This is a genomic window from Halorubrum wangae (assembly GCF_051194135.1).
Taxonomy (GTDB): Archaea; Halobacteriota; Halobacteria; order Halobacteriales; family Haloferacaceae; genus Halorubrum.
In genome coordinates, this window is sequence record NZ_JBLZNH010000001.1 from 993,673 (window position 1) to 1,019,532 (window position 25,860).

Consider the following 25,860-nt stretch of genomic DNA (forward strand, 5'->3'; position numbering starts at 1 on the left):
ATCGTCGAGATAGCTATTCGTCTTGCTGAAGGTCTTGGCGGCGCTCTTCGAACTCCTCGTCCGTCAGGTCACCTCGGGCGTAGGCCAGACGGAGTTCCTCGAGTGCAGGATCAGCTCCCGACTCCGGTGCTACCTGCCCGTCGAGGACACGATAGATGGCGTAACCGATGGCGAGCAGAACGACGAGCCAGGCGAGGAGCATCCCGACTCCCCATAGTGGCGAGAAGCCGTTCATCATCCCGCCGTCCCACCACCCCATCATTCCCATCATGAGCATAGCGAATACCATCATCAGGATGGGGAACAGCAGGAGTACGCCAAGCACGATGACGCCGACACGAAGCAATCCACCACTTGTGCGTGCTGTGGACATGATCTAGATATACGAAGGCTGGGTGGTAAACATATGCCAGGCCAGAGCACTCATCGTAGTGCTATCCCATTTGAGACGAGTTCGTGACCCCCTCAGTGAGCTACTGAGAATCCAGAACCCGCTTGAAACGTTCCTCAACTTCTTGGGCAATCGAATGCAGAGCGGGATTATTCGCTACACCGACTAGTTGCCCCGGATCAACGGCACTGACGACGATATCGCCATTATCTGCCTCGTATACGACGACGTTGCACGGTAGCAGCGCGCCGAGTTCGAGTTCCTCCGTGAGCCCTTGGTGGGCTTACTTCGGATTGCACGCGCCGAGGGTGCGGTCGGAACTCCTCGTCGAGTTTCTCCCGCAACGTTGCTTGGACGTCGATGTCACAGAGAACGCCGAACCCCTCGTCCTCGAGCGCACTAATCGTCGACTCGACAACTCCAGTGAAGTCCTTCTCGACCCGCTTGTTCAGGGTATATCCCATACTACACATACTACGTCTCTGGTATTTACTGATTCAGCCTTGTTGAAACCCTCAAGCGGTGATAGGTTTCAACAGTCTTGCTAAATACATAACACACATCACGCGGTCATATCTCTCAATACCGCTGTTAGGTACTCCTGTGAAGTTTTCGCTTCTATGCAGTGTATATTTCTTGGTCGGTCCAACGGGGTCGGTAGCGGACATTGGGTTATCAAGACTATATCGTGTAGACGATTCGCGAAACTCGTGGTGCCGACCTAGCGTATATATTTCAGCCCCTCTATAGAGTAGGGGCATGAATCCACCCAATCTCAATCGGCGCGACTTGATGAAAGTGGCTGGCATAGCAGGCCTCGCATCTCTCGCATTTCAACAGAATCAGCGTCAATCACTCGTTCCGACCAGATGCGAATGCGGGAAGCACGCAAACAACACCGCGCCGAGCGTGTCATAAGCGAGATCTTCAAGTGTATCACTGAGGTATCGCTCGAAACTCCAGTGGATGTAGAACTCGCGGAAGAGGTATTCGTATACCTCAAACACCGCTCCGATGGTAAACACGAGCGCCGGAAGGAAGAGGAACAGCCGCCTCGTGTTTCCAAACGCTGCAGGTCGTAGGAGATAGATGATGCCGGCGACACCGAATCCGGACAAGGTATGAGTCATCACGTCCCAAAACCAGTAGCGCGTATAGATCTGCCACGCGAGGCCGAGAAAGTGAAATACCGTGACAGCGATCGACAGCATCGCGATTGCGATCCACGTGAGTCGCCACTCAGGCCCATGCGCGATCCCGGAGAGTACCCATGTAAGCGGTGACTCGTTGTCGGGTTCTTGGGTTCGGGTTGCAACCGTTTCAGATGGTTCACTGAGAATTCCGGTGCTCGCGGCAAGGACCGACAGCGTCGCCCCGAAAATGATCGCGCCCCCGACTGCGACCATGACGCCGCTGTGACTGGGGGTGTACATAACCATGAGTGAGCCAACCGTCCACAACGGAACAAGCAACGCGAGAGCGAGCCACCAATCGTACCACCGTCGGTCGGTAACAGTGTTCAACAGGCCCAGAAGGACGAGAATCCCAACCATAATCACTTCGACTGCGATTCCGTATGGGACGATTCCTAACACCAAGAGTCCACCAGTTGCGCCCCACTGCAAGCGACGGTTGTTTCGCCAGGCACCAACCGACGCGAGACCTGCGAGCAACGGAACGGCAATCACGAAGACCAGCAACGCGAACGGGACGAGTGGATCGATAGGTGACTGATTCGTCACCGTCGTCGTTCCGAATACGAAAGCTGCAGCCAGTAACACAGCCAGGGGAGTCGCCAACAGTGCCGGAAGTGCGCGGAATCGCCGACGAAAACGGCTCCGCGAGTTGACCCCAGACATGTGTCGATATGTATTGAACCTGTTACAAAAATTGACCCATTTGCTATCGGTAGACCAAGTAAGCGAACCTACCCAAGAAGTTAGACGGGCGATACCGAAGGTGATCCCGAATACCGAACTCACTCTCGACGTCACCACCGGGAAAATCACCGAATTAGCAGCGATCGCTTCCGGGTGTAAGAATGTCTGGCGCTTCGAGGTACCGACTCGGAAGCGTTGCAGAGACTGTCGTGCAGCGTTCTCAGACATCAGGGTTAGGCGAGCTCCGACGGTTCGATAGCGCCTTCGAACTCTCTGACTCGGTTTGCGATCAGGCGTGTCACTCTTCCACAGCGTCCAGAACGAAGACCTGCGTCGTGGCTGCTCGCTCGCCGCGGCCAGCGTGTACGGGGCCTGCCGGAACCGGCTCTCGCAGTTCCGAGGTGAGGTCAGTGAGATGGCTCGCGTAGAGGAGGTGCGAGCCGCGGACGCGTACAAAACGTTGAACGAGGACTGGGCCTGACTCCGAAGCCGTCTCTCCTCGGATGTTTGTTCCTTGGATCGTCACAGACCTCTACTGTCATAAGACAGATGCGGGGTTCAGAACAGAAGAACGGATTTCGACCGTATTTGCGCTCTGTATCGGCCGCTTTCCTTACCGATGGGCAGATTTCAATGACACGTCACCAGTTGTAATCCGAATCGATCTTGATCAGAAAGAGCGCCACCTCAACCTCATATACGCGCGATTCCTCAGACAGAGGCAGATGACCGAGTACACAGTGGATTCTATCGGAGTCGTGTCGTTGGCAAAGATTCTCGGCCTCATCGGATTACTCTGGGGATAATACTCGCGATCAGTTGGATAGCCTTCGGCGGACCCGTGGGAGGTCGGCCCGAACTACCGGAACTCCTTCTCGCGATTCTCGGTGGTGCTCTTTACCGTGTAATCAGCGGAGCAATCACGGCGGTCATTTATAATGCTGCAGCGGGGCTAGCGGGCGGCATCGAGCTCGATATCTCGTGATGCGGCGGGCAGTATAACGTGTTAACTCACAACTTCCTTTATTTGATGTGATCCTCAATTCTAATAATATGCAATTCCAACGAGCAGCCAGCAGCGCAATTCTCGGTGCGATCGTTTCGATTGTCAGTGGCTTTCTCCCCTACGTGTCCTTCCTCGCACCGTTGCTTGGCGGCATCGTTGCGGGATATGTCTACCACGCTGGCCTCCGAGACGGAGCGGGTGCAGGCGCACTTATGGGCGTCTTTCTCGCTCTGCTCGGAGTGGTGCTCCAGATATTGGGTCCCGTCCTCCCGGCGTTCCCCGCGGCAGTCGTCCTCGGTCCATGGGCGCGTGGATTCGGGCTCGGGATGTTGAATAGTATTTATATGATCATCGCCGCGAGCGCTGTATTGCTCGTATTCGTGGGGGCAGTCGGCGGTGCTATCGGTGGCGCACTCGCGGGGCAGCGAGCACAGCGGACAGACGAGACTCTCGGCTAGAAACTCTTTATGGATACCTCATACGAGATACAGAGAGCAGAGTCAATAGACTGCTATTACTTATGTTAGTATACTACAATTAGAATGGTCGACTGGTAGGGTGCGTATATTGATAATCTCGTGAACTAATGACATTGACCGTGCTAATATGGGAGACAGAAACCATCTTCACGTTTGTAGACACTGCGGGAACGTCGTGGCGACCTCATCAACCGTAGGCCCCGAGGAATGCTTTAACTGTGAAGGAACCGATTTCTCACAGTACCTGAGTATCCCTGAAATGTCCGGAGAACAGTAGAATATCTGTAGATGGGCTCTCCACGGAATTGTTCATTATTCAGCGGTTCTGAAAAGCTGTGTGAGAAGGAGGATAAGGGTAATCTGGACAAGTTTGTCGAAGAGGGCGAGATCACTGATATCGCCGAACGACCCAGGTTGCTCCACCATGTACCAACCGACAATCTGGGCGAGCGTGTACGGAATACCGGCAGCGTACAGCCACTTCCGGTAGTCGGGGAGGACGAGGATCAGGCCGATCGCTCCGAAGAATCCCAAACCGGCGAGAAGGAACATCAGCCATCCCTGTTGAAAATATAGGTAGATGTGGATGGACCCGGTGATTGCGGCCAAAGCGATGGCCGTCCAGTGTGATCCGTGAAGCGCCTTAACGTTGAAACCGACCGTACTGCCGGCTTGTTTCGATGCCATGGCTCCAATTGGCAGTCTCCTAGCATATTAGTAGAATTCAAATAACAGACACACATCCTGAGTAAGTATGTAAAAACTAAAGATCAGACAGGAGAGAAGCGCTTTGTGCCGGTATCAGAATTCAACCGACGAAAGGTGCTCGGGGCGATGGCGGCTGGCGGGCTCGCCGGGTTGGCCGGGTGTAACGGGGGAGAGGAACCAAACACCGACTGTTCGGAACTACCGCAGGAACCGAACTACGGCGACTGGTTCGACAATGTGAGCAACTACGAAGCCACCTGCGATTTACGGGATTCGGACAGCGTCGAGATCGAAGTCGGTGCAAAGGGGAACGATGCCTTCTGGGCGTTCAACCCGGCCGCAATCGCAATCACTACGGGAACGACCGTTCGATGGAATTGGACTGGGCGTGGCGGCCCACACAACGTGGTTTCCCAAACTGGAGTGCTAGACAGCGGAGGGGCGGTTGTAGACGAGGGTACCGAATTCGAGTATCGGTTCGAATCTCCTGGACTTCACCGATACATCTGCGAACCGCACGAATCACTCGGGATGAAGGGGGCAGTTTTCATCGCCTTAGAGTGAATGTGTCTCTTTGGACTGACAGAACCCTCGGTGACCAACCCACCTTTCAGTTACCCGTTATTTCGGCAGAACCGATACCGGAAATCGGATTTCAACGGGACCGGTTATCCGGACTGGTTACTATAACCCCGGCCCGTCAAGTAACTCCCGTAACGCTTCCGTGAAGAACGCCGGATTGACGATGTTCGAGGCATACCCGGCATCGGGAATCTCGGTTACCGTACCCTGTTCGGGACCGGTTCCCCCCCCATTCAGTGTCGCGTGATCACGCATAAGCGACGGAGCGTTTTCGCCGTAGAGGACGAACGTCGGACGCCGATCTGCGAGAGTTTGATGTTGCCACCACGAGGAAAGGCAACGAGCGCGTCGACGATCTTGACGAACTCCTCGTGGGGGATCGTCGGGGTCGTGTCGATGAGTTCCTGAACGATCCCTCCTTCGCCCGCGACCCCGGGCTTGATGACGTTGCCGGCGCGTATCTGGACACGATTGAGCGACTTGTACCGGATGACGCGGTCGAGGGCGGCGAAGACCCGGAGGTTGGCAAGGAAGAGTCGCCCGGAGATGCCGAGCGGCGCTTGGGTGAACGTGTCGGCCAAGGCGAGGCCCGCAATCTTCTCCGGATACGTCGCCGCGTGCCCCTGAGCGATGCACCAACCCAGCGAGAGCCCGCACAGCACGGGGTGGCCGAGGTCGAGAGCAGTGAGCAGTGCGTCCGGATCCTCAACGTAGAGGTCGATCGTGTAGGTCGGCACGTCAGACCCACCGCTCGACCGTGCCCCCGGACGTCGTAGGCGACTGTCGTGAACTCGTCGTCATCGGGACTCAATCTCGACGGTGATATCGTCGACATGATGGGTCGCGTCCTCCTCCCAGATGACGGCGTGGCCGACCGCGACGTAGAGCGTCTCCGTCGAGAGTTCCGGGCTCGTCCACTCGATGTGCATAAAAACGAGTGTCATCAGGTAGCGAGGCACCGTTCGCAGCGACCCGTCGCGCGTGACGGGTTGCTGGGGGAGCGGCCGACCCGTGCTTCTCAGAATACGTCCACCTCGCCCGTGAGAATGTCATCGGTCAAGTCGTCAACGGACGCGAGCAGGTCGTCGACAACCGCCCGCACGGCGGTCTCGTCCCCGCTCGTGGTAGTGACGTCGACAGCCAGCGGATCGCTGACGGGATCGCCGATCCGAGAGAGGATCTGGACGCTTCCGTAGTCGACGTTCAGATCGGCCTCGAGTCGGCGGGCGATCCGGAGCGAGAGGAGGTTGTACAGCTTCCCGACGTGCGTGACCGGGTTCTTCCCGGCGGTCGCCTCGAGACTCATCGGTCGGTGCGGCGTGATGAGCCCGTTCGCTCGGTTTCCCCGGCCGACTGCGCCGTCGTCGCCCGCCTCCGCCGAGAGCCCCGTGGTCGTGAGGTACACCGACGCCGAGTCGAAATCGTCGGCCGCGTTCACCTCGACGGAGACCGAGAGATCGATCGACTCGGCGGCGTGCCGTTCGGCGAGCGCCTCGACGCGACCGAGTACGGTCCGGTACTCGGCCAGGTCCGCCACGTACCGGTCGATCACGGCCGCCGCAACGGTCAAGTAGAGGTGCGATCCGCGACGCAGTGCCATGATCTTCACGTCCTTTCCCACGGCGTCGAGTTCGCCGTGAATCCGCGGCTCGAGCGTCCTGACGACCCGTTCGGCCGCCGTTCCGGGCGCGTGGCCGACACCGAAGCTCGTGTCGTTCGCAAGCGGTTCGTCGCCGCGACCGAACAGCGAGGCGAGGTCGCTCGACGTCCGACCGATGCGCGTCTCCACGACGACGTGATCGGGCGCGAGTTCGGGGACGGTGTCGAGGAGGTAGGCGCGAGCGGCGTCCCGCGCGAGCTCATCGATCGGCAATTCTTCCCCGTCGACCCGAGTCGTTGCCCGGCCGCCGACGAGAACGTAGATCGGTTCGACGACGCGTCCGCCGCCGAACGCGGGATCGGCCCGGCCGGCGCCGAGGTGAATCTTGTCGGTGTTGTGGTGGAGGACTCTCCCAAATTCGTCGCGGTAGAATCGAGAGAGTCGGAGAGAGACCGCCTCGGCAACACCATCGCACAATGAGTCCGGATGCCCGATACCCTTCCGCTCGACGAATTCGGTGTACTCCTGAGCTACTGGATCCCCGTCGACGGTCGTCATCGAGAACCGGTCCGTCATACGCTCTCATCGCACGCTGCTAGCAAAACGTCTGGGGAACGGAGAGGTGGGACGCACCCCGCTCGTTACGCGAGTCAGTCAGGGCGTTCGGTGGACAAAAATAGGTCACTGGTCCGCGAACGAGTTGTCATGCGCCGGTCATCGGGTGGGAGGAACGGATGAGTGTTCCGACTTCGATCGCGAAACGTCCGATAACGCACGTTTACGACGCGGCGTACGCGGGAGTTCCGAACTGGGACATCGGCCGCCCACAGCGGGCGTTCGTCCAGCTCCTCGACGCCGGGCTCGTTCGAAGTCCCGTCCTAGACATCGGGTGCGGAACCGGGGAGCTGTCGCTGTTTCTGGCTCGTCACGCGGAAGACGATATCTACGGAATCACGCCCGCGGAGATCCGCGACCGATTCCGAGTGGCGGACGGGTGCGAAATGGTCTTCGCCTATTCGACGACCTTCGAACGGCGGTGGAGCAGCAACGCGGCGTACTTCGTCGGTGTCCGGCGACTGTGACTGAGGCGTCCGTGATCGACTGCGACCGGCTCCGTAGAGGCGGCTCCGACAGCGAAAGAGAACGAACCGGCTTTCGGAGACGACGTGACCGAACCCCGTGGACGACCCGAGCCGGTGAATGCCCCTTGGAGAGCTATTCATCCGGAGCGCCGGCCATCCCGGGACGTCGTCGCTCGAAGGCGGTCCGGACGGCGTCGCTCGGGGCGAGCGCGTCGAGTTCGCTTTCGATGTCGACGGCGGCGTACTCCTCAGACCCGGCGGGCGTCTTCTTGTGGACGTTAACGTGGTAGAGATACGAGAGCCGAACGAGCCACCGAGCGTGATCGTAACCGCTCGGTCGTTCGAGGTAGAACGTCGTCCAGCCCGACTGGTCGAGGAAATGGTGAACGCCGGTCTGGTCGCCGTCCACGAGCGTTTGATCAAGTCGGCGGCGAGTATTGGTCGAACCGTCGCACGGCCAGGCGGTACGAGAGGGCTGTCACGACGACCGCTCCAAGCATGAGCAGCCCACTGGCCGCGATCTGGAACGATTCGACGCCAACAGACTGTACTCCGGTCCCGATTCCCTGGAACCATGCTCCGATGTCCGCGAGGATACCGCCGTCACGCCCGGCAGCAAGTGTGAGGAGCGCCGCCGGGAGAAAGCCCAGGACACCCGCGACGAGCGCACGGGCGAGTTGGGCGTCGACGAGAAGTACGACCAGCAGCGCCCCCGGGACCGTCACCCCGAGAAAGTGGAGGGCCGTCGTCAGCAATCGTGGAGGAATCACGTCACGGCTCTGTCCGATGCTGATCGCGCTGAACCGGGGAAACCACATCCCCACAGCGGGGGCGGTGGTGACGGCCACGAGCGTGACGAGGACACTGACAGCGATGAGGCCCGCGGCGACCGGGAGTGCGAACGGCCCGGCCAGCGCAGCACCCGCAGTCACGAGGAGGACGAATGGGAATCCGATCAGGAGGCCGGGGAGCATCAACCCACGGACGTACGCCGAGCCGGAGATGGCGATGAGCGTCGTCGAGAGGACGGGCCCCTCGTCGCCGAGCGGATTCATGGCGAACGTGGCGCCGGCCACCCAGGGAAGCAAGACAGCACTGGCGGGTGCGAGGACGACCCAGATTGACTCGAACTGCGCGCTCGAACTGAACAGTCCGCTCCCGACCATCACCACGGGGAGCAAAAGGAAGTTGAGCCGTCGCGGGTCCCGGCGCGTCCGCAGGACACTCCACTGGGCGACGCGACGAACCGGCTGGGGAACGCTGCGTGGAATCCCGATCGGAGCGATGGCGTCGGCCAGCGCCGTCCGCATCCCGTCGGCGTCTGGGACGGTCCGCTCGAGGGTGGCTGTCGTTCCCTCTTCACCGCTGACGGGGTCGGTGAACCAGAGGCGGGTCGCCTCCCGCTCGACGAGGGCAATGCCGACGAGGACGACCACGAGGCTCCCACCCACGACGACGCCCGCACGGGTCACCGATCCACGGACGGGACTCCCGATGACGGCGAGATCTACGAACCACCCGACAGGGAGCACCGCGAGCGCCTCCTGACCGACGCCGCCGAACTGGGGGAGCGTCACCAGGAGGTATCCCCCCATGACGAGGAGCACGGCGACACCCCCGAGGACGGTCTTGTGGCGCGCAACGAACGGGGAGGTGGCGATCAACAGCGCGACGGCGTATCCTAGCATCATCCCCACGAGGACGGCGGTGAGACCCAGGAACACCGCTGCGAGCGGAATCAGGACGGCACTCACTGGCGAGGCGAAGAGGTAGACCGCCCCACTCGTGAGGACCAGCACCGGCAATCCAAGATACGCAAGTATACGGAGCGTCTCGGCGACCAGGAGCCCACCCACGACCGTCCGGGGGGAGACGGTCGTGAGTATGAGCGATTCGGCGTCGATGCGTGGGCGGGCTGAGACGACGCGCTGGGTGGCGATGAACACGCCGAACAGCCAGAGGATAGCGACGGTCCCGCGGGCGACCGGGGGCAGTGAGACGGAGCCAATCCCTCTGATGGTGTCGGAGAAGAGGTAGAGGAAGCCGACAAGCATGAGCGAGGGGAACACCAGTCCGGCACCCATCAGGAACGCCCGTGCCTTGTCCTGCCACAGGGCGCGGACCGTGCGCCGGAACTCGAAAACGCCGACCTGGATAGCGTGTCGTAGCCAACCGCGCTCAGCCATCCCTCGCCTCCACAGACGCCTCCGCTGCCGGGTCGGTGCTCGTGAGTTCGAGGAATGCGTCTTCGAGGGATCGTGTCTCGCCAGTCTCGGCACGCTGGGTCAACTGGTCAGGCGTGTCCTCGGCAACGAGTTGCCCCTCGTAGAGGATACCGACCGTGTCAGCGATTTCCTCGACCACAGGGAGGATGTGGGTCGAGAGGAAGACCGTCATCCCCTCGTCAGTGAGTTCGCGGATGAGTTCGCGGATGGTCCGAGCCGCGCGGGGATCGAGCCCCGAGGTGGGTTCGTCGAGGAAGGCGATGTCGGGGCTGTGGAGGATGGCCTGGATGTAGGCGACCTTCTGCCGCATCCCCTTCGAGTAGTCGGCGATGCGGGTGGCGGCGTCCTTCTGCGACAACCCGAGTCGGTCGAGGAGTTCGTCGATGCGGTCCTGAGTGTTCTGCTGGGGGAGGTCCCGGAGTCCGGCGACGTACTCAAGTTGTTCGTACGCCGTGGCCTGCTCGTAGAGTGGTGGTTCCTCGGGGAGATAGCCGATGTGAGGGCGGAGGGCGTCGCGGTCGGTGACGGAGGCGCCGGCGACAGTCGCGCTGCCGCTGGTAGGCGTCGTCAGGCCGGTGAGCATCCGCATCGTCGTGGTCTTTCCAGAACCGTTGGGACCGAGAAAGCCGTAGACAGTGCCGTCGGAGACGGTGAGGTCGAGTTCGTCGACGGCAGTCGTTTCGCCATAGCGTTTGGTCAGTGCGGTGGTTTCGATGGCTGTCATGGAGGGCGTTAGGAGCGCTATCGGCCCCCGGCCCGAAATAAGTCACTCCCTCGTAATGACAGCCCAAGCGAGACACAACGAGCATCCGAAGGAAGAGACCAGCATGAGTCGACCGACAGAATGGTATATCGCTCGTCCGGCTCTGTTGGTATCTTGTTAGTTCGATGTCATCTCCGGTGGAACAGCTATTAGGTGGGCGTGCGAGTGAAACAATCGGCGTGGTCAGTCACTCCCGTAGTCAGTGTACTGTAGAAATAAACCAGGAACCACGACACCGACCCCGAATACTATCACATAGACGACATCTGACGGTAGGTCGGTGAATTCAAGGAGTCCAAACAGGAGTCCCATTGCGATCAGAATGAAGATGCCAATGAGTCTGTTCTCAGCTGTCATCAACCCCTCCCGTTTGTAGAGGATATACAGTGATAGCCCAACTAAAACGACGATAGCAGCAAGAACGCCGCTGAAAAGGTCTATCGACTCCGTAGCGAGGCTATAGAACAACCCGAGTCCAACTGCGACGTACGCAACAGTGAGTGCTACGACGCCTCTTCGTCCACCGAAAAATTGGTCGTCGTCTACACTCTCGGAAGGTACCATGATCCAAAATCACAGAAGGCACGTAAATAGGTGCGTGCAGCCTCCGGATCTTCGAATTACGCCTCTCCGGTCGATGTATTCTCTGTTCCTAACGAGTTGCTTCCTCTGACTTTTAAGCGTCTGAGGGTTTCAATAAAAGCCGCTCGTCTCCAGGTCTTGCGTCGAGTATCGAGGAGAAGTGATGAAATGTCTCCATCAATACTATTGTCTCAGGAGTTGTTTCGATAGTATGGAGACTCAAGTACGGATGTATCTCGCCGGGGCTATTGCTGCATTAGCTGCGTTCCTGTTCGTCTCGCTGGCCTTCTCGGGGCAATTCAATATCTTCCATGGCGGGGTGTTCCTCGTGTTCTTCATCGTGGTGATGGTCGTCTTCGCCAACTTCGTCGAGTGGGCAGAAACACTCGAATCGAACTGACCAAGTTACTTGAACACCCGAGGTATCTCCGTTATCGACCGGACCTTATGGGTCGTGGCGACCCTCTCTCGTGGCCAAGTACGAGATACGGGCTCTGTTGAAACCCTCCGAAACTAACAGGACTACCGTGTCAGATTGCTCGGTGGGCTTACTATAGTTAAGTGATAGCACATGAGTGAGGAAAGAGAGACAGCATCAAGCGGAAAAAACATGGGGGTAGGAATGGCTATCGGGATCGCAATCGGAGTGGCACGTGGTGCCGCAATTGGAGCTGGATTGAGTAATCGGGGATAAATATCTGACTCCTGACTTATGAGTATGCACGCCCATCGAACGGATATTTCGCGTCGGAAAGTGTACGAATGCTGGGATTTCGACAGAGCCGAGATTCATTAAACGATAGCCGCCCTCGGAGTCGGAGGCAGCCGCAAGCCACCGGAGGTCAAGGCGACCCTAGGGGATACCAAGCGTATTCGCGGAAACATCGCTCGTAAAATCCACCAATAGCTGGCGATTTACCAAGGTTTAGGGACGTCGTCGCTCGTCGTCCAGTATGGGAGCGACTCATCAGTCCCAGTCCGGACCGCGAACGGTTCTCGAGCTGGTCGGGCTCACTCTCCTCACATTCGTGATCGCGCTCGTCGCGGGCGTCGTGTAACGGGCGTCGCGAGGTCCAGTCCACCGTCTGGAAGCGGGTTCGGGGATAGCCGGTCGGTATCGTACCGCCAGACCAGAATTGCCACAACTGTCCAGACGACGGCGAGCAGCGCGATCTGTGATGCCACCTCGTCACCGATGACGCCACCGGCGGTCGTCACCGACACCGCGTTCGAGAGCGTGTGGAAGACGATGGCGACGAGCGTTCGACCGCCGGCCGCATTGTAGAGCCACGTAGTGATGACGCTGATGCCGAGGACAGCGGCGGCGTACAGTGCGAAGGGTGTCCCCGCCTGAGAACTCCCGGGCATCAGAAACAGCGGGACGTGCCAGACTGCCCAGATGGCGCCGATGACGAGGCTCGCCTGGAACGCACCGATCCGTCGCTGCAGGACCGGAAGGGCAAGACCGCGCCACCCCGGTTCCTCCAAGCCACCCCTGATGAGTGTCGCGAACGCAACCGAGGGGATTGCCGCGGCCGGCAGGACGCCGGCGCGGTCGAAGCCGCCACCAACGCCGACGAACAGCACAATCGCGCCGACGTAGAGGACGACCGGGACCAGAACCGCGGCGACCCAGACGTGCAGTGGTGCTCTCACATCGACGAGGTTCCTGACCCACGATCGGATGTCACCGCCGGTCGCGGCGACGATACTGGCGGCAAATAAGGGACCGAATCCCCCGAGCAGAATAAGCGGGGTAACGAGAGCCGACCGTCCGGACTGAAGTTCCATAGCGACGATCCCCCAGGGAACCCAGGTCAGGACAAAAGTGAGAGCGACGAACGTTGAGAATCGACGTTCGCGGACGAAATCGCGGAGCGTTACCATATCAGACTCACGGATAGTGTTTCGAGAATAGCTAACATAACGTTATTCCTGGCTCTCCAAAAGAAAGAACAAAGCTGTAGCAGGGGACAGTCCTTTCAGACCAATGCAACCTGGACGAGCGAGAGCACGACGATGGGGACGTGAAACGAAGCGTGTGCAACCATCGCGACCTCGAGACTCCGTCGCCAGTAGAGCCATCCAAAGATAATCCCTGCGACTGCGTTCAGAAGGATCGTCCGGGCGATCAGTGCCGGAGTGAGATCGACCGATTGGGCGAGTGCGGGGAGGTGACCAACGCCGAACAGTACGGCGGAGACCACGATCGCAGTCCACATAACTACTGGTCGTGGGCCATCCGTCCGATGGCCGATGACACGCCACCCAACGAACGCGAGGACCGACATAAGCCCGAACCGGAGCAGCAGTTCCTCGGTGATTCCTCCGTAGAGGAATCGGACCGGTACGTACGCGAAGACGTCCAGGAGGGTCGGCCTCGTCGCTCCGATTACTGATTGCGGGAGGTCCTGGGCGACAAAGGGCATTAGCAACGCGTCGAGGACGATGATCAGGACGCCTCCGATGATGCCGATTCCGACGGCCAGTCCGACATCGTTCCGAAGACGTTGCCAGATTCCGCCGTCAGTCTCCGTCCGGTCGATGACGTATGACTGCAATCCCACTCGGGGCGCTGCATATGCGCCGAGTAGACATGCGATGCCGAGGAAAAGCAAGGAGTTGACACCCGAAGAGACGGCGAGCAGCGAGAGCGTCAGGCCGGCCGGGACAGCACTCGGCGGCGTCGTAAAGTAAATGTAGCCGGCGAGTGCCACGATTCCGGGCAAACCCAACAGCAGGGCCACACCGAACCGTTTGCCGAAGGAAGGGCCGTTCGTAGTTGAGGACATGGGTTCGTCGACTCCCAGCGTCAAGAAAGATGTTGTGAAACTGCTGTCTTCCGTCGTCATTGAATCTCCGAACTGTGACCGGGAGTTGTCGTCGTTACTGTATCTGGCTCGGCTTCGTACCCAAGCCGACCGCGAGTGGCGACGAGTAGCACGGCGAGCAGAACGCTCCCGATTCCGTTGTAGATCCATGTTGGAATGAGTGCAATGCCGACAGTATTCGGATGCGGTCCGCGAGGATGTTGGCGCGAACTCAACGAACTTCGTCGTATCTGTGAACTGTTTGAGGAGAGACGAACGGCGTAGGCCTCCGCCAGTATCGTTTCCAGCCGAATGGTACGCCCGCATTTTTATTTCGGGGTCGGGAGATGATACAGCACAGCAATTACGACGATGACGGCCACCAACCGATTGGAAACCCTGGCACAGTCGATTACCCCATGGGGATTCCCCGTCCTCTATCTCGGGTGGGCGTACCTGTTCTGGGCCCCCATTTTCGGCTCGGGAACCTCCGTCTGGGAGGGGACGAACCTCCTGTTCTTCCTCATCGGTGGCGCGAGCCCGCTGCTCGCCGGCCTCACAATGGGCTGGCTCACGGGCGGGACAGAGCGCGTCCGTGACCTTGGTCGTCGGCTCGTAGACGTTGGGCGAATCTCCGCGAAATGGTGGCTCGTTATTCTCGTGTTCTGGCCGCTCTTCAATCTCGTCACCGCAGGGGCTGCAATCGCACTTGGCGTCACAGATCGACCGATCAGCGTCGTTTGGAAAATTCTGACTGATCCTGCGACGCTCGGATTCATGCTGGCGCTTGGGCTGCTGTTTCCTGCAATCGAGGAGATCGGTCTTCGGGGCTACTATCTCGACCGGCTCCAAGAACGGTTCAGTCCAGTCGTCGCCGGGATACTCAATGGAAGTACTTGGGCCGCTTGGCACGCGGCGTTCGTCTTCTTTCCGGGCTACTACGCAAACACCAGTTACGACCCGGCGCTCTGGTGGTGGCTGCCAAGTATCGTCCTGCACACGCTAATTTTCGTCTGGATCTACAACAACACGCAACGGAGTATTCTCGCTGTCCTCCTGATTCACTCGCTGATGAACCTCACCGGCGAGTTTCTCGGCCTCGCCGACGAGATGTTCCCGTTTCAGCTTCCCGCCCTCGTGCTCGTTGTCACCGCTCTCGTCGTCAGTGGCCAACTGTCTCGTGCATCTATAGCACCCAAACCGTCACCGGTAGGGGAGTAACAAGAACCCATACGACCGAGCTTCGAACTCCGGAGCCGCCGAGATACAAATCTCTAAACTCTCATCGAAGAATCTCTCGAGTCAGCAAGACGCTCGCACTCAACCCTTCTCTCAAACTCACTCAACCGACAGCGTCTGTTGGTCCTCAATAATCTTTGAGTTTCAGAATTGAAAAAGTGTCGGAATAATAACAATCTTTTTCTTAATAGACGCTGGAGGTCGGTTACGAGTTTGGAACTCAGGAGAGTAGGTTGTCAAATTTTCAGAGAGCGGGAGAGGTCAGATGACTGACGAGGTTCAACAGTCCGGAGTCCGATCGTGGATAGACCGCCACCGTCTCGTCGCCTTCCTGCTGATCACCTACTCGTTCATGTGGGTGATTCAGGGGATCGTTGCGACCATGGGGCTCAAGGCGTCGTGGACACAGTCGATTCTCATCGGCTTCGGCGGGTTCGGGCCACTCATCGGAGCCGCCGTCGTCATCTGGGCCAGCGGTGGCGACCTCCGCAAGTGGATCGGGCAGTTCTTCAAATGGCGTATCGGTACCAAGTGGTGGGTGATCGTGTTTGGACTGCCCTTCTAACTGTTTGCTCGGCTTCTTGTCGAGGGCCAGTGTTCGATGAATTCGATCCGTTCGATACGGTTGTTGAGGCTTGTATAAACGATGCTCGACGTTGCCATCTCATTGAAGGAATACCACTTCAACGTGGTTGTCGACCACATCGACGCGCAGCGTCCGATAGCTTCGACCTGAGTAGCCAGCCGAGTGCGACGAGGAGCGATAGAATGAGCCCCGCGACGACGACACCGAGCAGCCCATCACGTGGCTGGTCGATCAGGAGCCGCCAGGCCGGCCGCGCCACACCCAGCGCCCTCGCGAGCGTCACGAGCGCGAGGACTGGCGGGATGACGTACTTCACCAGCGGGTAGAGCCGTCCGAGCTCCTCGTGGACGGCCTCGAAATCGGCCGCCCAGACGAAGACCACCGCAATCAGGAATCCCGACACGGGGAGGGCGTAGGTTCCGACGGATTCGTCGACGATGTCGAGGACCGGCCGCCCGGCGACGAGGAGTCGTACTGAGCTGTAACTCAACGCAGAGGGGATGCCGGCAACGAAGACACCGGCAGTGAGCAGCGCCGTCGCCCGCATGCGGTCTATCCGTGTCCAGGTCGTGGCGGCGGCGACCCCGACCTCCAACAGTGAGACAGCCGAACTCAGCGCGGCGAAAAAGAGCAGCCCGAAGAACGCCACCGCGACGACCCGACCGACTGCCATCGACACAAACGCCGTCGGGAGCGTCGTGAACGCGAGTTCTGTCCCGAGTGTCGGTTCCAGCCCGAAACTGAACACGATCGGGAAGATGACCAGACCGGCTAAGAGTGCGGCCGCAATGTCGGCGACGGTGATCAGGAGCGACGATCGGAAGAAGTCCATCCCTTCGTCAGTGTAACTCCCGTAAGTCAGCATAATTCCCTGCCCGACCGACAGTGAGAAGAACACTTGCCCGACTGCTGCACTCCAGACCCCAGGTTCCGCGAGTACGGAGAGGTCGGGGGTGAAGAGGAAGGTGACCGCCTCACCCCAGCCCGGGAAAGTGACGGCGTAGAGTGCGAGGAGGACGAGGAGCGCAAAGACCGTCGGCATCACGACTTTCGCCATCCGCTCGATGCCGCCGCGAACCCCCCGTGACACGATTCCGCCCGTGAGGATGGTGACGACGACAAAGTACCCGACTGGAAGCCAGCCGCTGGTGAAGGTCGAAAACGGCGTCTGCGAGCCGACGAGCCACGAGATGAGAAAGCCGAGCACCCAGCCGGTGAGGACCAGGTAGTAACTCAAGATGAGCAACACTCCACCGACAACGAGCCATCCGAACGCAGTGTAGGACCGATCGACACTGCTAAACGCCGAGACGACGTCCGTCCTCAGCGTCCGACCCACAGCGAGTTCGAGGACGAGCAGCGGGACCGCGAGCGCGAAGGCAGCCAGTAGATAGGGGACGAGGTACGCCCCGCCACCGTTCGCGCCAAGAACCGACGAGAACCGCCAGATGTTGCCCAAGCCGACTGCTGCCCCGACCGTCGCCAGGAGGAACCCCACTCGCGACGACCACCGTTCCGCTGTCATAGTCTTCCTCACAGAAGTCAGTCACTTATGAATGAGGGGAAGTGAAACCATAAATACATATTGAGTGATGTTCCCGTATGGCAGTTGAACACCCGGCTCAGGCATCGTTCGAGATCACACACGAGAAAGCGCCCTCAGAATCAGTCATCGCCGGCTTCTCGTCGTTTGGACTCGCCGGACTCACCGCCGTCGATTACCTCACCGAGCAGCTCGAACTCACCCAGACGGGCCACATCACCACTCGGAAACTCCCGTCGATCACACCCTTCGGAAACGGAACCCCTCGCCACCACACCCGTCTTTTCTCCCGTCCGGAGGGCGACGTGACCGTGCTAGTCAACGAATTGTTCGTGCCGGTCTGGGCGGCAGATCCCCTCTCGGAGGCGGTGCTCGAATGGGCGGATGCCAGTGGTGTCCAGGAGATCACCATCCTCTCCGGGGTCCCTGTCCCTCATGGTCCGGAACAACACCGGACGTACTACGTGGCGACCGAAGACTATCAAGCGGCACACCTACAAAATACGACGGTAGAACCGATGGGAAGTGGATTTCTGGATGGCGTGAATGCGAGTCTCGTCGGTCGGGGAATTGACTCTCCACTCCGCGTCGGTGTCTTCCTGACGCCCGTTCATGCCCCGGTTCCGGATGTCCAAGCTGCAATTCGGTTGATAGATGCCGTCGAACACGTCTTCGGCCTCAACATCGACACGAGTGCGCTCGAGGGTTTCGCAGCGGAGATAGAACAATACTACCGGGAGCTTGCAGCGCGCCTCGAGAACGTCGACCGAGATCATGTCGCCGAAGATCGGATGTTTATGTGATTGGAGGACAGGCCCCCGAGTCTGCCTGAACCGTGTAGCACGATGGAGAGGACGAGTGGAGCGAACGCGACCGCAAACACGGCCCACAGCCCGCGGAGTCCGACGAAACCCCAGACACCGTCGACAAGGAGGAACCCGAAGGTCACGAGCGACGTGGCGACACTGAGTACCAGGTGGAGGGTCCGACGACGGCCGAGCAGGTCGCCGACCGCTCCCCACAATGGCGAGAAGATCATCGGACTCGCGAAGAAGATCGTCGCCAGCAACCTCACGGCGAGCGGAGACCCGATCCGACCGACGTAGACAACCAGTGCCGTTCCGAGCATCCCGCCACTCGCCGCCTGTGTCGCACCGGCGAGCCCGATGACAACTTTTTGCCGCCCGCCCAGTCCGCTTGTGGTCACGTTTGTTCGTCTCGTAGAGGTGTAATGAAATGGGGCCCCTTCACCGATCGAGATCGCACTCTGGAAGTAGCCTGGTTTCACTCCCCTCTCGTGCTCTGGTCGTCACCGTTCACTCCCCCTCCGGGGGGTAGAATTCCCAGTTATCTCACTGCTCGGTACAGAGTGACCAGTTCCTCGCTAGTACGAGGGGCATCTCTGGTCCAACAGACAGTGCGACTATTTTCAGCGACCATGCCTATCAAGTAGTAACCCCCACACCATCTGGAACATACCGAGACTTAACCCGTCACGCCTTCTATTTTCCAAACATAATCACGCTCTTCGGTAAGAGTACGATAGAACGCCACATCGACTTGTAACGCGAATATAACAAAGTCGGTCCTCACCGCGGTTAGATTGGAGTATAGCAACCAGCAGTGCGAGATGACTGAAGATATGAACGCCTTGTAATATGAAGCGAGTGGTTCTCGTTGGCGCCATCTTTGTCGTTCTCCTGATTGCCGCCCTCAGTGTCACTCTTTTCGGTGGTATCACTGCCGCTCAGTCGGCTGACGCCGCCACGGACTGGCCGATGCTCCAGCACGACGCTGCCGGCACAGGGTACAATCCGACAGCCTCCGGTCCGACCAGCGATGTCGGTCCCCGCTGGGTGGTCTACACCGACGGGCCAGCCACCAATATCCAGCCGATCGTCGCGAACGGGACAGTGTACGTCGGGAGTGGGAAATACTCCGGCGGGGGACGTGGAGTCCTGTTCGCCATCGATGCCGCCACCGGGACCGTCGACTGGCGAACCGATCTCGGAGACAGCGTCCATACGACCGCCGTCGTCGAGGGCGACCGCGTGTACGTCATTGTCCGCGACGAGGTTAGCGAGCAGACGTTCACCGACGACCGCTTCGCGCTCGTCGCGGTGGATGCCACGACTGGCGAAGAACAGTGGCGGACGCCACTCCCCGGTGAGAACGCCGAGTGGGTGGATATCGGATCCGCGCTCGTCCTCTCTCAGAATCAGCTCTTTCTGACGATCTCGGAAGCGCGGGGCAACGTCCAGGACTCCGGAAGTGCCGTCCTTGCGTTCGATGCGGCCTCCGGCGACCAGGTATGGCGTTACGAGGTTAGAGGCCAGGGATTCTCGGCCCCCGTGGCGGCGAACGGCACGGTCTACGTGACGGCCACGCCCAGATCGGGCGAGGGGCCGTGGAGCGTCGTCGCCCTCGACGCCAGTGACGGCACGGGTCGCTGGGAGACGAGTATCGACACGACCTACCTGGGTGTCCCCCCTCTCCCGGCCGGAGAGCGTGTCTACGTCGCGGGGCCACGGCTACTCGCACTCGCCGAAACCGATGGGACAGTGGTCCGATCCTACAACGTGACGGTGTACTCGAACTCGCGGCCCGCGCTGGCCGACGGCACGCTCTTCTACATCACGGCGACGAGCGAACGGCTCGCGGCACTGGACCTCGACTCTGGTGACGTGCGGTGGCAGCAACTCGTGAGTGGCCTCGGCTCCTCACCGAGCGTCGATGCCGAACACGTCTACGTCGGTGGAGGGACCGTCGAAGCGTTCGACCGCGAGACGGGCGAACGCGTCTGGAACGTCACGGTCGACGACCGGTACGGGGTGGATACGACGCCAGTGGTGGTCGACGACACCGTCTACGTTGGGCCTGCGCCGTTCCACGTCTACGCGCTCGCGGAGGGCGGAACCGCGACACCGGGTGGACCGATCGGAGGGTTCATCGGCTGGCTTGCGGCGAATCCGCCCCTCAATGGCCTGTTCATCGGGGTACTGGCGGCACTATTCACCGGCCTTCTTGGCGGCCTCGCGATTTATGGGGTCATTCGTGGCCTCCACTATTCGGACGCGCCGCCCCGAATTCTTGCGTCGAAGTTGTTCAGACGCCCCTATGACCAGGTGACGGGCGGACAGACGCTGGCCGCACATATTGTGGCGAGCATCGGGATTCTACTTACGTTTTCAATAGTTGGTGCAGTTATCGCATTCCTCGGCGTGCTCGTGGCGATTACTGTCGGCGGGCTGCTTTCGTTCGTCTCAACCGGGGCGGGAGTACTCGTCGTCCTCGTCGTCCTCGTCGGATTCTGGACCGTCCTTTCGTACCGGTGGCTCCCAGCCTACGAGGAACTCCTCGATCGTGAACTGAGTCGAGTCCGGCGTGAGTGGGCCATCGTTCACGTGCTGTATGGAATCGTCCTCTTCGTGTTCCCCATCGTCTATTTCATCCTCTTTCTTATCGTCTTCCAACCGTTCTAAGAGACACAGATCCCGGCCTAACGGAATTCGAGACAAACGAGTTTCCCACAATGCGAGGGATATGCAGCGCAGAGTGATCAATAATGGGAAATTGAAGGCTTTGTTGAAACACTTGCTGACAAACACGACAGATGAGTAGCTGGAGGGGAGATGGATGCACTCCCGAAGTCACGACTCCTTCAATTCGTTGAACGGGCTATGATGCTGGCTCGCCGTGCTGTGGCACGGTTCTCGACACGCTATTCACGGAAGCGGTTCACGCTCCACCAGCACGTCGTCTTGCTCTGTCTCAAAGTGAAGAAGACGACAACGTACCGTGACCTCGTTGACGAACTCATTGAGATGCCCCGAATCCGTGACGCCCTCGATCTTGATTCGATCCCCGCACCCTCGACACTCTGCAAAGCCTTCGACCGCCTGGAGATGTCCGTCTGGCGAGTTCTACTGAACGTCTCGCTCGCGGACTTGCCGCTCAACGGTGTCACCGGTATCGATGCGTCCGGATTTGAGCGGACGCATGCATCAACCCATTCACGAAGCGTACGAATCTCACTATCCAGCAATTGAAGACGACGCTCTTGGTTGATACAGCGACCAACGCCGTACTTGACATTCGCGTGATGATGACACGAAAGCACGAGACACAGATTACCCCACAGGTTGTGAAACGGAACGCAGCGTCGATTGCGGTCTTGACCGGGGACAAGGGATATGACGACCAGACGCTCCGGCGACTCGCCCGTGACCACGGTATCCGACCACTTATCAAGCATTGGGAGTTCACGTCACTCCACAGGGCATGGAATGCACCGCTGGATAGCGACCTCTACCATCGCCGAAACATGAACGAGACAGTCAATGCGGCAATCAAACAGAAATTCGGTGCATTCGTGCGGTCACGTCTGTGGTGGAAGCAATTCCGCGAACTCGCCATCAAATGCGTCGTCCACAATTTGGAGCGAGCCCTCGCCATTTCACACGAGGAGGACGAATGTCAGGGCTTCCTAGAGGCACGGACTGCTGAATACAGAGGCACCACCTGCCAGCGAGAGTGACGAGATGATTCGGTGGAGTTTCTCACGCTCTTTTAGCGATCTTTCCTTCTCAGCGTTCTTCTTCGACTCAGTCCTTCGGGAAGAACGTTCTGAAGGGGAGGAGCAGTCCCAAGAGAGCCAGGATGACGAATACAAGTGGTGCAAGTATTGACAACTCATAGGCATACAAGAGCACTATTGAAGCTGCGAAAAACGCCGGAACAGACCATAAGGAATACCATGCCCACGTTCGCCCATTCCGGTATGCAGTCGCGGATATGATTGCGACGAGAAAGCCGAAGCCGACATCGGATAATACTCCAAACTGAAAGTAGAACTTATACAGGTCAAAGGATTTTGGGTTCGATTCTTCCAACTCGTTTAACGACATCCCGACGATCTCCTCCGCTGTTGCTGGGTCTGTGTTGAAGCTAATATAATGGAATACCCCAGGTATAGTGACCAGAAGCCCGATGGCGAATAAGAGTACCCACCCATACTTGTGATAGAATTTGTCGGCTGTCGGTGTTGTTGTATCGCAAGCCAGACGGTAGCATACAACGCATATCTCAATGATATTGAGGGTTAGTTCACACGTGGCGGAGATCTCAGCCAGCAACTAACGAATACTCGGCCTGATACAGGTGCAAGACATGTGCTGTGTATGCGGCACGACCGCTGACACATATCACTCGATGATGATTTCAACGAGGCTAAATTTTCCAACAGCTAGCTCTGTTGGTTAACAGCTAGTCGCCAAGAGCAGTTTCCCCGGTGGAGACCCACATATAGTGGCCGAGGGCCAGACATCCGTCAGGACGCCCATATGGAGCCCTGAATGCACCACTAAGTCCTTGCGTCTCAATTACACTAGGCATGACTACTCCAGAGGATATCGAACGCTACCGTCGCAATCGCCAAGACGAAATCGACAGTACGACGGTCTATACTGCGATGGCTGACGCAGAATCGCAATCACAGGTCGCAGAAGTCTACCGCCGGCTGGCCGAGACGGAGCGCACCCATGCAGACTTCTGGACTGAGAAGATTCGAGAGGCCGGTTCTGACCCAGGAGACGCCAATCCATCTCGGAGAGCGAGAGTACTGGCGTGGCTCGCTCGTCGATTCGGACCGGGGCTGGTACTATCCTCGATGCAAGCCGGGGAGGCCATCGGTGGGAGTGACTACGCGACCCAACCGGAGGTCACGGGGACCGGAATGGCCGCCGACGAACGCTCGCACGATCGTCTCCTGACGGTGATCGCGGAAACACCAGAGCAAGGGGCACGGGGAGAGGTCCTCGCCCAGCTCGAAGGCCGCCACCGGGCGACCAGCGGCAACGCACTCCGCGCCGCAGTGCTCGGTGCAAACGATGGTCTCGTGTCCAATCTCAGTCTCGTGATGGGTGTCGCCGGCGCAGCACTCGATTCGACGGCGATTCTGATTACGGGCCTTGCTGGACTCCTCGCTGGATCGGGATCGATGGCGATGGGCGAGTGGCTCTCCGTCCAGAGTTCTCGGGAACTGTATCAACGCCAGATCGGCATCGAGGCCGAAGAACTCGCCGAGGTTCCCGAAGAGGAGGCTGAGGAACTGGCGCTCATCTACGAGGCAAAAGGGCTCTCGAAGGAACGCGCCAGAGAGGTAGCCAACCAGTTGATCGCCGACGAGGAGATGGCCCTGGACACGCTCGCTCGTGAGGAACTGGGCATCAACCCAGAAGAGCTGGGTGGCTCGGCGTGGGAAGCAGCCACGACGTCATTCGTCCTCTTCGCGCTTGGAGCCATCGTGCCGGTCCTCCCATTCTTCGCGGTGAGTGGACTGACCGCCGTCGGCGTGAGTCTCTTACTGAGTGCAATCGCGTTGTTCGTCATCGGAGCGGGCATCACGCTTCTCACGGGGCGGTCCGTGCTCTTTTCTGGATTGCGGCAGGTCGGCATCGGGCTCGCTGCTGCGATTCTCACCTACGGCGTCGGGAGCGTGATCGGAGTGACGCTCGTCGGATGAGGACCGACTAACGACAATCCGAGTACCGCTTCTGTAGCACTTCAACAACGGCACAGCTCGGATGCCGTCAGTCTGGCTCACTACTGTGTGGAATGCCAGCGACAGCAGAGTGTAGACGCCCCCGGAGTTAACTCGACTGCCCGCGTAGATAGTCGGTGGTGTACTCGTTATGGCACTCCTCAAGGGCAAAACAGCGGTCGTTACAGGTGGCAGTTCGGGGATCGGTCGGGGTATCGCACGCGGATTTGCAGAGCACGGTGCTGAAGCGGTCGTCGTTGCCGATGTCCAAGAAGATCCGAAGGAAGGTGGTCGCCCGACCCACGAGCTCCTCGAAGCGGAGACAGACACGTCGTCGGTGTTCGTTGAGTGCGACGTCACGAGTCGAGCAGATCTGACCGAGGCAATTGAAGCTGCGGAGGCGGCTGGCGGTATCGACATCATGGTGAATAATGCTGGGATCTGGCACGCTGAGGACTTCTTCGAGGTGACAGAAGATGAGTTCCAGCGGATGATAGAGATCAACCTCAAGGGCGTATATTTCGGATCACAGATCGCTGCTGAACGCCTCGTGGAACACGGAGACGGTGGTGCGATTATCAATATCTCCAGCATCGCTGGCCTCTTCGGGAACGGGAACTGGCCGACGTATTCCGCGTCGAAGGGTGGGTTGACGACGTTCACATACTCACTTGCGCACAAACTCGGAGACCACGGAATTCGGGTCAATGCGATTCATCCTGGAGGGATTCAAACGATGATCGGCGGTGAGACGACTGATCCAGAGGCTGCCGCTGAACAGGCCCGACAGTTCACACAGATGGTTCCGCTCGGCAGATACGGCCAGCCAGAAGACATCGCTGGGGCTGCGACGTTCCTCGCAAGTGACCTGGCGAACTACGTGACCGGCGAATCACTCGTCGTTGACGGCGGGTGGACAAGCTGGCGATAAGCGATATCCCATCCGATCTATGGAACTTGGACTATGAACGAAACATCATCCTCCTCTCCATATGTTGTCTGGCTGCGTGACTCGGCGGCACGGAGCCCTGCCCTCGTCGGTGGGAAAGCCACACACCTGGCTCAACTCGCGCAAGCTGAGCTTCCCGTTCCGAATGGCTTCGTCGTAACCACTACCGCGTATCATGCACTGGTCAATGGCACCGATGTTCCAGAGCTGATTCGAACCCTCGACGATCTGGATCCCACAGACACCACCCTCGCCACCGTTCGATACGCTCACGGCTTATCTAGAGGGCGACACGTCAGATCCATACGAGCGTCAACGTCGGCCTGTCGAGGAACGGGAACAGGCGACCGAAGATATACTGAGTCGATTCGGGTTCGTTCGTCGCCGACTCTTTCGCAGACTGGTCGGCCAGGCCCAGGCCGTCGCGCCACTACGAGAGAACATGCTCACCGAGGTCGGGCGAGGGTGGCCAGTGGCCCAACGACTGGCTGCGGAACTGGGTCGCCGGCTCGTCGATGCGGAAGCATCGAACAGGCCGACGACGTGTACTGGCTCGAATCGGCGGAGCTCGGCGAGATGGTGAGGGAACTCGACGGTGGTGAGGCGGCACTCGATGACGTGACCGAGATGATTCGAGAGCGAAAGGCGGCGTGGACGGCACGCAAGCGGCTGAACCCGTCACTTCTCCTCCCCAAACAGATCCACATTATGGGATTCGATTTCGATACTGAACGATGGATGCAGCGGAGTGGAGAAGCGTCAGAGAACGTCATCACAGAGGCCGGGAACCAGTCCCGGACGAGTGACGGGCCGGGCGTGCGTGATTCTTGGTCCTGAGGATTTCGAGAAGCTCCGAACCGGCGATGTGCTCGTGGCACGTATTACCGCGCCAGC

28 protein-coding genes and 3 pseudogenes are annotated in these 25,860 nt (G+C 59.2%); 15 read left to right on the top strand and 16 right to left on the bottom strand.

The window, feature by feature from the left end; genetic code table 11:
* Positions 1-13: 13 nt before the first annotated feature.
* The 3 genes and pseudogenes from ACNS84_RS05010 to ACNS84_RS05020 form a co-directional block, all read right to left on the bottom strand.
* Complete coding sequence (locus ACNS84_RS05010; RefSeq protein WP_435073733.1) at positions 14-373, bottom strand: SHOCT domain-containing protein; 360 nt, start codon at positions 371-373, stop codon at positions 14-16.
* Positions 374-473: 100 nt separating this feature from the next.
* Positions 474-855 (bottom strand): annotated as a pseudogene (locus tag ACNS84_RS05015) (DUF302 domain-containing protein).
* Between the two features lie 384 nt (positions 856-1,239).
* Positions 1,240-2,250 (bottom strand): DUF2238 domain-containing protein, encoded by a 1,011-nt coding sequence (locus tag ACNS84_RS05020; protein ID WP_435073734.1) that lies wholly within the window; start codon positions 2,248-2,250, stop codon positions 1,240-1,242.
* 316 nt (positions 2,251-2,566) lie between these two features.
* Between ACNS84_RS05020 and ACNS84_RS05025 the strand changes: the two genes are divergently transcribed.
* Both ACNS84_RS05025 and ACNS84_RS05030 read left to right on the top strand, forming a co-directional pair.
* A complete protein-coding gene (locus ACNS84_RS05025) occupies positions 2,567-2,752 on the top strand; it encodes a hypothetical protein (protein WP_435073735.1) in 186 nt (61 codons plus the stop codon).
* Between the two features lie 572 nt (positions 2,753-3,324).
* Positions 3,325-3,735, top strand: coding sequence for a DUF5518 domain-containing protein (locus tag ACNS84_RS05030; RefSeq protein ID WP_435073736.1), 411 nt, complete (start codon positions 3,325-3,327; stop codon positions 3,733-3,735).
* A gap of 333 nt (positions 3,736-4,068) precedes the next feature.
* Here ACNS84_RS05030 and ACNS84_RS05035 read toward each other — a convergent pair whose 3' ends face one another.
* Positions 4,069-4,443, bottom strand: a complete 375-nt coding sequence (locus ACNS84_RS05035; protein WP_435073737.1) for a DUF7475 family protein — start codon at positions 4,441-4,443, stop codon at positions 4,069-4,071.
* 105 nt (positions 4,444-4,548) lie between these two features.
* Here ACNS84_RS05035 and ACNS84_RS05040 point away from each other — a divergent pair, with 105 nt between their 5' ends.
* A complete protein-coding gene (locus ACNS84_RS05040) occupies positions 4,549-5,028 on the top strand; it encodes a halocyanin domain-containing protein (RefSeq protein WP_435073738.1) in 480 nt (159 codons plus the stop codon).
* 251 nt (positions 5,029-5,279) lie between these two features.
* Here ACNS84_RS05040 and ACNS84_RS05045 read toward each other — a convergent pair whose 3' ends face one another.
* From ACNS84_RS05045 to ACNS84_RS05055, 3 genes are all read right to left on the bottom strand, one after another.
* Positions 5,280-5,783, bottom strand: coding sequence for an alpha/beta fold hydrolase (locus ACNS84_RS05045; protein ID WP_435073739.1), 504 nt, complete (start codon positions 5,781-5,783; stop codon positions 5,280-5,282).
* Between the two features lie 60 nt (positions 5,784-5,843).
* Positions 5,844-5,990 carry a hypothetical protein gene (locus ACNS84_RS05050; RefSeq protein WP_435073740.1) on the bottom strand — a complete coding sequence of 49 codons (147 nt, stop codon included), beginning with the start codon at positions 5,988-5,990 and terminating at the stop codon, positions 5,844-5,846.
* Between the two features lie 74 nt (positions 5,991-6,064).
* Positions 6,065-7,222, bottom strand: a complete 1,158-nt coding sequence (locus tag ACNS84_RS05055) for a methionine adenosyltransferase (RefSeq protein WP_435073741.1) — start codon at positions 7,220-7,222, stop codon at positions 6,065-6,067.
* Between the two features lie 158 nt (positions 7,223-7,380).
* On the opposite strand from ACNS84_RS05055, the gene ACNS84_RS05060 reads away from it, so the two are divergent.
* Positions 7,381-7,728, top strand: a complete 348-nt coding sequence (locus ACNS84_RS05060) for an SAM-dependent methyltransferase (RefSeq protein ID WP_435073742.1) — start codon at positions 7,381-7,383, stop codon at positions 7,726-7,728.
* A gap of 133 nt (positions 7,729-7,861) precedes the next feature.
* Here the strand turns inward: ACNS84_RS05060 and ACNS84_RS05065 are convergent, their stop codons facing one another.
* The 4 genes from ACNS84_RS05065 to ACNS84_RS05080 form a co-directional block, all read right to left on the bottom strand.
* Complete coding sequence (locus tag ACNS84_RS05065) at positions 7,862-8,137, bottom strand: luciferase family protein (protein ID WP_435073743.1); 276 nt, start codon at positions 8,135-8,137, stop codon at positions 7,862-7,864.
* A 10-nt stretch (positions 8,138-8,147) separates the two neighbouring features.
* On the bottom strand, positions 8,148-9,914 hold the full coding sequence (locus ACNS84_RS05070) for a hypothetical protein (protein ID WP_435073744.1): 1,767 nt from the start codon (positions 9,912-9,914) through the stop codon (positions 8,148-8,150).
* The gene (locus ACNS84_RS05075) at positions 9,907-10,677 is read right to left on the bottom strand and encodes an ABC transporter ATP-binding protein (RefSeq protein WP_435073745.1); all 771 of its coding nucleotides are present in this window, start codon (positions 10,675-10,677) and stop codon (positions 9,907-9,909) included. Before ACNS84_RS05075 ends, ACNS84_RS05070 begins: the two co-directional genes overlap by 8 nt.
* A gap of 222 nt (positions 10,678-10,899) precedes the next feature.
* Positions 10,900-11,280, bottom strand: a complete 381-nt coding sequence (locus ACNS84_RS05080) for a DUF7987 family protein (protein ID WP_435073746.1) — start codon at positions 11,278-11,280, stop codon at positions 10,900-10,902.
* Positions 11,281-11,509: 229 nt separating this feature from the next.
* On the opposite strand from ACNS84_RS05080, the gene ACNS84_RS05085 reads away from it, so the two are divergent.
* Entirely contained in the window at positions 11,510-11,698 is a 189-nt protein-coding gene (locus ACNS84_RS05085; protein WP_276302731.1) for a hypothetical protein, read from the top strand.
* A gap of 620 nt (positions 11,699-12,318) precedes the next feature.
* On the opposite strand, the gene ACNS84_RS05090 is transcribed toward ACNS84_RS05085, so the two are convergent.
* Both ACNS84_RS05090 and ACNS84_RS05095 read right to left on the bottom strand, forming a co-directional pair.
* Positions 12,319-12,954, bottom strand: coding sequence for a CPBP family intramembrane glutamic endopeptidase (locus ACNS84_RS05090; protein WP_435073747.1), 636 nt, complete (start codon positions 12,952-12,954; stop codon positions 12,319-12,321).
* Between the two features lie 326 nt (positions 12,955-13,280).
* Positions 13,281-14,150 (bottom strand): CPBP family intramembrane glutamic endopeptidase, encoded by an 870-nt coding sequence (locus ACNS84_RS05095; protein ID WP_435073748.1) that lies wholly within the window; start codon positions 14,148-14,150, stop codon positions 13,281-13,283.
* A 330-nt stretch (positions 14,151-14,480) separates the two neighbouring features.
* Between ACNS84_RS05095 and ACNS84_RS05100 the strand changes: the two genes are divergently transcribed.
* Both ACNS84_RS05100 and ACNS84_RS05105 read left to right on the top strand, forming a co-directional pair.
* Complete coding sequence (locus ACNS84_RS05100; protein WP_435073749.1) at positions 14,481-15,329, top strand: CPBP family intramembrane glutamic endopeptidase; 849 nt, start codon at positions 14,481-14,483, stop codon at positions 15,327-15,329.
* Positions 15,330-15,612: 283 nt separating this feature from the next.
* On the top strand, positions 15,613-15,912 hold the full coding sequence (locus tag ACNS84_RS05105; protein WP_435073750.1) for a hypothetical protein: 300 nt from the start codon (positions 15,613-15,615) through the stop codon (positions 15,910-15,912).
* A gap of 118 nt (positions 15,913-16,030) precedes the next feature.
* Here the strand turns inward: ACNS84_RS05105 and ACNS84_RS05110 are convergent, their stop codons facing one another.
* Positions 16,031-17,458, bottom strand: coding sequence for a sodium-dependent transporter (locus ACNS84_RS05110; RefSeq protein ID WP_435073751.1), 1,428 nt, complete (start codon positions 17,456-17,458; stop codon positions 16,031-16,033).
* Between the two features lie 77 nt (positions 17,459-17,535).
* Here ACNS84_RS05110 and ACNS84_RS05115 point away from each other — a divergent pair, with 77 nt between their 5' ends.
* Complete coding sequence (locus ACNS84_RS05115; RefSeq protein WP_435073752.1) at positions 17,536-18,279, top strand: proteasome assembly chaperone family protein; 744 nt, start codon at positions 17,536-17,538, stop codon at positions 18,277-18,279.
* Here the strand turns inward: ACNS84_RS05115 and ACNS84_RS05120 are convergent.
* A complete protein-coding gene (locus ACNS84_RS05120) occupies positions 18,249-18,683 on the bottom strand; it encodes an MFS transporter (RefSeq protein WP_435073753.1) in 435 nt (144 codons plus the stop codon). The genes ACNS84_RS05115 and ACNS84_RS05120 overlap by 31 nt on opposite strands.
* Positions 18,684-19,134: 451 nt before the next feature.
* On the opposite strand from ACNS84_RS05120, the gene ACNS84_RS05125 reads away from it, so the two are divergent.
* Entirely contained in the window at positions 19,135-20,958 is a 1,824-nt protein-coding gene (locus ACNS84_RS05125; protein ID WP_435073754.1) for an outer membrane protein assembly factor BamB family protein, read from the top strand.
* Positions 20,959-21,108: 150 nt separating this feature from the next.
* A pseudogene (locus ACNS84_RS05130) lies at positions 21,109-21,926 on the top strand (IS5 family transposase); the annotation flags it as partial.
* Positions 21,927-22,080: 154 nt separating this feature from the next.
* Here the strand turns inward: ACNS84_RS05130 and ACNS84_RS05135 are convergent.
* Positions 22,081-22,611, bottom strand: coding sequence for a hypothetical protein (locus ACNS84_RS05135; protein ID WP_435073755.1), 531 nt, complete (start codon positions 22,609-22,611; stop codon positions 22,081-22,083).
* Between the two features lie 257 nt (positions 22,612-22,868).
* On the opposite strand from ACNS84_RS05135, the gene ACNS84_RS05140 reads away from it, so the two are divergent.
* The 5 genes and pseudogenes from ACNS84_RS05140 (at position 22,869) to ACNS84_RS05155 (ending at position 25,803) form a co-directional block, all read left to right on the top strand.
* Positions 22,869-23,999, top strand: coding sequence for a VIT1/CCC1 transporter family protein (locus ACNS84_RS05140; protein ID WP_435073756.1), 1,131 nt, complete (start codon positions 22,869-22,871; stop codon positions 23,997-23,999).
* A gap of 169 nt (positions 24,000-24,168) precedes the next feature.
* Complete coding sequence (locus ACNS84_RS05145) at positions 24,169-24,948, top strand: SDR family oxidoreductase (protein ID WP_435073757.1); 780 nt, start codon at positions 24,169-24,171, stop codon at positions 24,946-24,948.
* A 33-nt stretch (positions 24,949-24,981) separates the two neighbouring features.
* A pseudogene (locus ACNS84_RS05150) lies at positions 24,982-25,203 on the top strand (PEP/pyruvate-binding domain-containing protein); the annotation flags it as partial.
* Positions 25,199-25,549 (top strand): hypothetical protein, encoded by a 351-nt coding sequence (locus ACNS84_RS16100; protein WP_496923249.1) that lies wholly within the window; start codon positions 25,199-25,201, stop codon positions 25,547-25,549. The pseudogene ACNS84_RS05150 and the gene ACNS84_RS16100, both read left to right, overlap by 5 nt.
* Positions 25,432-25,803, top strand: a complete 372-nt coding sequence (locus tag ACNS84_RS05155) for a hypothetical protein (RefSeq protein ID WP_435073787.1) — start codon at positions 25,432-25,434, stop codon at positions 25,801-25,803. The genes ACNS84_RS16100 and ACNS84_RS05155 overlap by 118 nt, the downstream gene beginning before the upstream one ends.
* Positions 25,804-25,860: the final 57 nt, after the last annotated feature.

What these genes read in the sequence shown, in the direction of transcription:
- ACNS84_RS05010 (WP_435073733.1), bottom strand. Translation starts at nt 373, where the DNA reads ATGTCCACAGCACGCACAAGTGGTGGATTGCTTCGTGTCGGCGTCATC.
- ACNS84_RS05020 (WP_435073734.1), bottom strand. Translation starts at nt 2,250, where the DNA reads ATGTCTGGGGTCAACTCGCGGAGCCGTTTTCGTCGGCGATTCCGCGCA.
- ACNS84_RS05030 (WP_435073736.1), top strand. Translation starts at nt 3,325, where the DNA reads ATGCAATTCCAACGAGCAGCCAGCAGCGCAATTCTCGGTGCGATCGTT.
- ACNS84_RS05035 (WP_435073737.1), bottom strand. Translation starts at nt 4,443, where the DNA reads ATGGCATCGAAACAAGCCGGCAGTACGGTCGGTTTCAACGTTAAGGCG.
- ACNS84_RS05050 (WP_435073740.1), bottom strand. Translation starts at nt 5,990, where the DNA reads ATGACACTCGTTTTTATGCACATCGAGTGGACGAGCCCGGAACTCTCG.
- ACNS84_RS05055 (WP_435073741.1), bottom strand. Translation starts at nt 7,222, where the DNA reads ATGACGGACCGGTTCTCGATGACGACCGTCGACGGGGATCCAGTAGCT.
- ACNS84_RS05060 (WP_435073742.1), top strand. Translation starts at nt 7,381, where the DNA reads ATGAGTGTTCCGACTTCGATCGCGAAACGTCCGATAACGCACGTTTAC.
- ACNS84_RS05070 (WP_435073744.1), bottom strand. Translation starts at nt 9,914, where the DNA reads ATGGCTGAGCGCGGTTGGCTACGACACGCTATCCAGGTCGGCGTTTTC.
- ACNS84_RS05075 (WP_435073745.1), bottom strand. Translation starts at nt 10,677, where the DNA reads ATGACAGCCATCGAAACCACCGCACTGACCAAACGCTATGGCGAAACG.
- ACNS84_RS05080 (WP_435073746.1), bottom strand. Translation starts at nt 11,280, where the DNA reads ATGGTACCTTCCGAGAGTGTAGACGACGACCAATTTTTCGGTGGACGA.
- ACNS84_RS05085 (WP_276302731.1), top strand. Translation starts at nt 11,510, where the DNA reads ATGGAGACTCAAGTACGGATGTATCTCGCCGGGGCTATTGCTGCATTA.
- ACNS84_RS05095 (WP_435073748.1), bottom strand. Translation starts at nt 14,150, where the DNA reads ATGACGACGGAAGACAGCAGTTTCACAACATCTTTCTTGACGCTGGGA.
- ACNS84_RS05100 (WP_435073749.1), top strand. Translation starts at nt 14,481, where the DNA reads ATGACGGCCACCAACCGATTGGAAACCCTGGCACAGTCGATTACCCCA.
- ACNS84_RS05105 (WP_435073750.1), top strand. Translation starts at nt 15,613, where the DNA reads ATGACTGACGAGGTTCAACAGTCCGGAGTCCGATCGTGGATAGACCGC.
- ACNS84_RS05110 (WP_435073751.1), bottom strand. Translation starts at nt 17,458, where the DNA reads ATGACAGCGGAACGGTGGTCGTCGCGAGTGGGGTTCCTCCTGGCGACG.
- ACNS84_RS05115 (WP_435073752.1), top strand. Translation starts at nt 17,536, where the DNA reads ATGGCAGTTGAACACCCGGCTCAGGCATCGTTCGAGATCACACACGAG.
- ACNS84_RS05125 (WP_435073754.1), top strand. Translation starts at nt 19,135, where the DNA reads ATGAAGCGAGTGGTTCTCGTTGGCGCCATCTTTGTCGTTCTCCTGATT.
- ACNS84_RS05140 (WP_435073756.1), top strand. Translation starts at nt 22,869, where the DNA reads ATGACTACTCCAGAGGATATCGAACGCTACCGTCGCAATCGCCAAGAC.
- ACNS84_RS05145 (WP_435073757.1), top strand. Translation starts at nt 24,169, where the DNA reads ATGGCACTCCTCAAGGGCAAAACAGCGGTCGTTACAGGTGGCAGTTCG.